Origin of the sequence: Sphingomonas azotifigens NBRC 15497, assembly GCF_002091475.1 — a bacterium.
GTDB classification, from domain to species: domain Bacteria; phylum Pseudomonadota; class Alphaproteobacteria; order Sphingomonadales; family Sphingomonadaceae; genus Sphingomonas; species Sphingomonas azotifigens.
Window position 1 is genome coordinate 1 of the sequence record NZ_BCTR01000121.1, and the last position, 2,728, is coordinate 2,728.

Annotated in this window: 4 protein-coding genes; all 4 read right to left on the reverse strand. The window is 67.7% G+C overall.

Annotated elements, in window-relative coordinates; all coding sequences use genetic code 11:
* Nucleotides 1-30: 30 nt before the first annotated feature.
* The 4 genes from SAZ01S_RS23090 to tnpA are packed head-to-tail and all read right to left on the reverse strand — an operon-like array spanning nt 31 to nt 2,638.
* On the reverse strand, nt 31-264 hold the full coding sequence (locus tag SAZ01S_RS23090; protein ID WP_084584674.1) for a hypothetical protein: 234 nt from the start codon (nt 262-264) through the stop codon (nt 31-33).
* Complete coding sequence (gene tnpC, locus SAZ01S_RS23095) at nt 264-1,910, reverse strand: IS66 family transposase (protein WP_084584675.1); 1,647 nt, start codon at nt 1,908-1,910, stop codon at nt 264-266. Before tnpC ends, SAZ01S_RS23090 begins: the two co-directional genes overlap by 1 nt.
* Before the next feature lie 48 nt (nt 1,911-1,958).
* Nucleotides 1,959-2,300, reverse strand: a complete 342-nt coding sequence (gene tnpB / locus SAZ01S_RS23100) for an IS66 family insertion sequence element accessory protein TnpB (RefSeq protein WP_281252176.1) — start codon at nt 2,298-2,300, stop codon at nt 1,959-1,961.
* On the reverse strand, nt 2,297-2,638 hold the full coding sequence (tnpA, locus tag SAZ01S_RS23105) for an IS66-like element accessory protein TnpA (RefSeq protein WP_084584677.1): 342 nt from the start codon (nt 2,636-2,638) through the stop codon (nt 2,297-2,299). Before tnpA ends, tnpB begins: the two co-directional genes overlap by 4 nt.
* Nucleotides 2,639-2,728 lie beyond the last annotated feature (90 nt).

Below are 2,728 nucleotides of genomic sequence, written 5' to 3' on the forward strand. Positions count from 1 at the left end.
GTATCCATCCGCGGAAGGCCGCGGGGCGTGTCAGCTTTCCTGCATGAAGTCCGACCGGCGCTGGTCGAGGAGCTCGTTGAGGTAGTCGAGCCCGCGGCGGGTGAAGGCAGTGGAGTGCTCGGCATTGTCGTCGAGGCTGTCGATCAGGCTGAGGCAGCCGTCTTCGGGCGCCATTTCCTCGGCGAGCTTCTCGATGACGTCGATGTCAACGCCGAAGTGCGTCGCGGCAAAGCGCGGGGTGAACACCATCGACGGGGCGGCCATCAGGCGGCTTTCGCTACCTTGATCTGAGGCGCCCAGTTCCATGGAAGCAGTTCGTCGAGCCGGGTCGCAGGGTGGTCGGCAATGCGGGCAAGGACGTCGGCGAGCCAGGCCTGCGGATCGACGTTGTTGAGGCGGGCGGTCTGGATGAGCGTGTAGAGGATGGCGGCGCGTTGGCCGCCACGGTCCGAGCCGCAGAACAGCCAGGCCTTGCGGCCGATCGGCACGCAGCGAAGGGCGCGTTCGGCCGCGTTGTTGGTGAGACAGACCCGACCGTCCCCGAGGAAGCGCGTGAACGCCTCCCAGCGGCGGAGCATGTAGAGACAAGCCTTTGTGAGGTCGTGGTTGCGCGAAAGCTTGGCGCGTTGTTCGGTCAGCCAGGTGTGAAGTTCGACCATCAGCGGCGCGCTGAGCGCCTGACGGACGGCGAGCCGCTCGGCGGCGGGTCTGCCGTTGATGGCACGCTCAATGTCGAAGAGCGCGTCGAGCCGCTTCACCGCCTCGATCGCAATGGGGTAGACCGTGCCGGTCCGCTCGCCGCGACTCTTCTTGCGCGCGGCGCCCTCAACATCGGCGAGCTCGAAGAATTTGCGCCGGGCGTGCGCGAAGCAGCCGGCCTCGATCACGGGGCCTGGATTGCGACCGTCGCGATACAACTCGCCGTAGCCGCCATAGGCGTCGGCCTGGAAGATGCCCGACCAACCGGCGAGATGTGCCTGCGGATGCTCGCCGCGGCGGTCGCGGGAGTAGGAGAAGAGTGTCGCAGGCGGGTCGGTGCCGGCAAATGGGGCGTCGTCGCGCACGTAGACCCAGAGCCGAGCGACGTCGGTTTTGCCCTTCGCCATGACCGGCACGGTGGTGTCGTCGCCGTGGATGCGCTCGGCGGCGAGAACATGCGTCTCGATGCGCTTGTAGAGCGGCATCAGCGCGAACGCTGCGGCGCCGACCTGGTCGGCAAGGGTCGAGACGCTGAGCGGCATGCCTTCGCGGGCGAACCGCTCGGCCTGGCGGTTGAGCGGCTGGTGCTGCCCGTACTTCTCGAACAGCAGCATCGCCAGGAAACTCGGCCCCGCCCACCCACGCGGCACGACATGGAAGGGCGCGGGCGGCTGGCTGATGGTCTGGCAGTCGCGACACGAAACCTTCTCGCGCACCGTCTGGATGACCTTCCATGACCGCGGGACCACCTCGAGCGTCTCGGTTACGTCCTCACCGAGCTTCGACAGGCGCGCGCCGCCGCAGGCGGGGCACGCGCATGGCGCCGGGAGGACGATGCGCTCACGGGGCAGATGCTCGGGGAACGGCTTCCTGACCGGTCGTCTGCGCTCGAACGGGGCGACGCTGGTGGTGTTGGCGGCGGCGATCTCGGCGGCGCGGTCATCCTCGCTGGCGTCGGCTTCGAGATCCTCGAGCTGGAGTTCCATCTGCTCGAGCAGGCGGCGGCTGCGCTCGGCACTCGCGCCGTACTGCTCGCGCCTGAGCTTCGCGATCTGCAGCTTCAGGTGCGCGATGACCGCCTCGATGGCACTCTCGCGGGCGACCGCATTGGCGGCGCGTGCTTCCGCTTCGTCGGCGCGCTGCACAGCAGCGGTGAGCAGCGCCTTCAGCGCTTCGACATCGTCGGGGAGAGGCGAAACGACCGCTGCCACGAGGCAGAGTGAATCACCCCCGGCCGCTTCGCGCAAGGCGATAATGGCCTATCCGGCGCTCGCCGGACGCCAGCTGTACTGGGGGTTCCGCCAGTCGATGCCCTCAAGCAAGCAGGCCAACTGCGACGCTGTCAGCGATACCACGCCGTCCTTCGCCGAGGGCCAGACGAACCGACCCTTCTCCAGCCGTTTGGCGTAGAGCGACATGCCAATTCCATCGTGCCAGATGATCTTCACCAGCGAGCCGATCCGGCCGCGGAACACGAACAGATCGCCGCCGTGCGGATCGAGGTGGCACTGCTGCTGCACCATGAGCGCCAACCCCTGCATGCCCTTTCTCATGTCGGTGTGGCCCATCGCAATCCACACCCTGGCGCCCGGTGGGATCACCGCAGCGCCTTCAACGCCGCGGCCGCCAGCGCTGGTGGCGCTGCGGCGAAGATCCTCAGGCGAGCGCCGTCGGGCAGATCGAACTCGGCCGCTACGGCACGATCGGATGCTTGCTCGGCCGGATCGCTTACGACCACCGCCGGCACGAACACTGGCTCCGCTTGCCGCAGCGCCGCGCGACGCCACTGATAGATCAGGCTGCGCGCAACGTCGTGGCGCCGCGCCACATCACAGACCCTCGCACCAGACCGGAACGCCTCCGCCAGGATACGCTCGCGCTGCTCATCGCTCCAGCGACGCCGACGCTCCGGCCCCGTTAACATCGTCATCTGCGCCATAGTCGGTACGGACGTCCTTACGTGCGGCTGTAAGGACGTCCTCTATCCACGCCTACGCCTGAGCAAAGGCGGCACCCGCCGGATGGATAC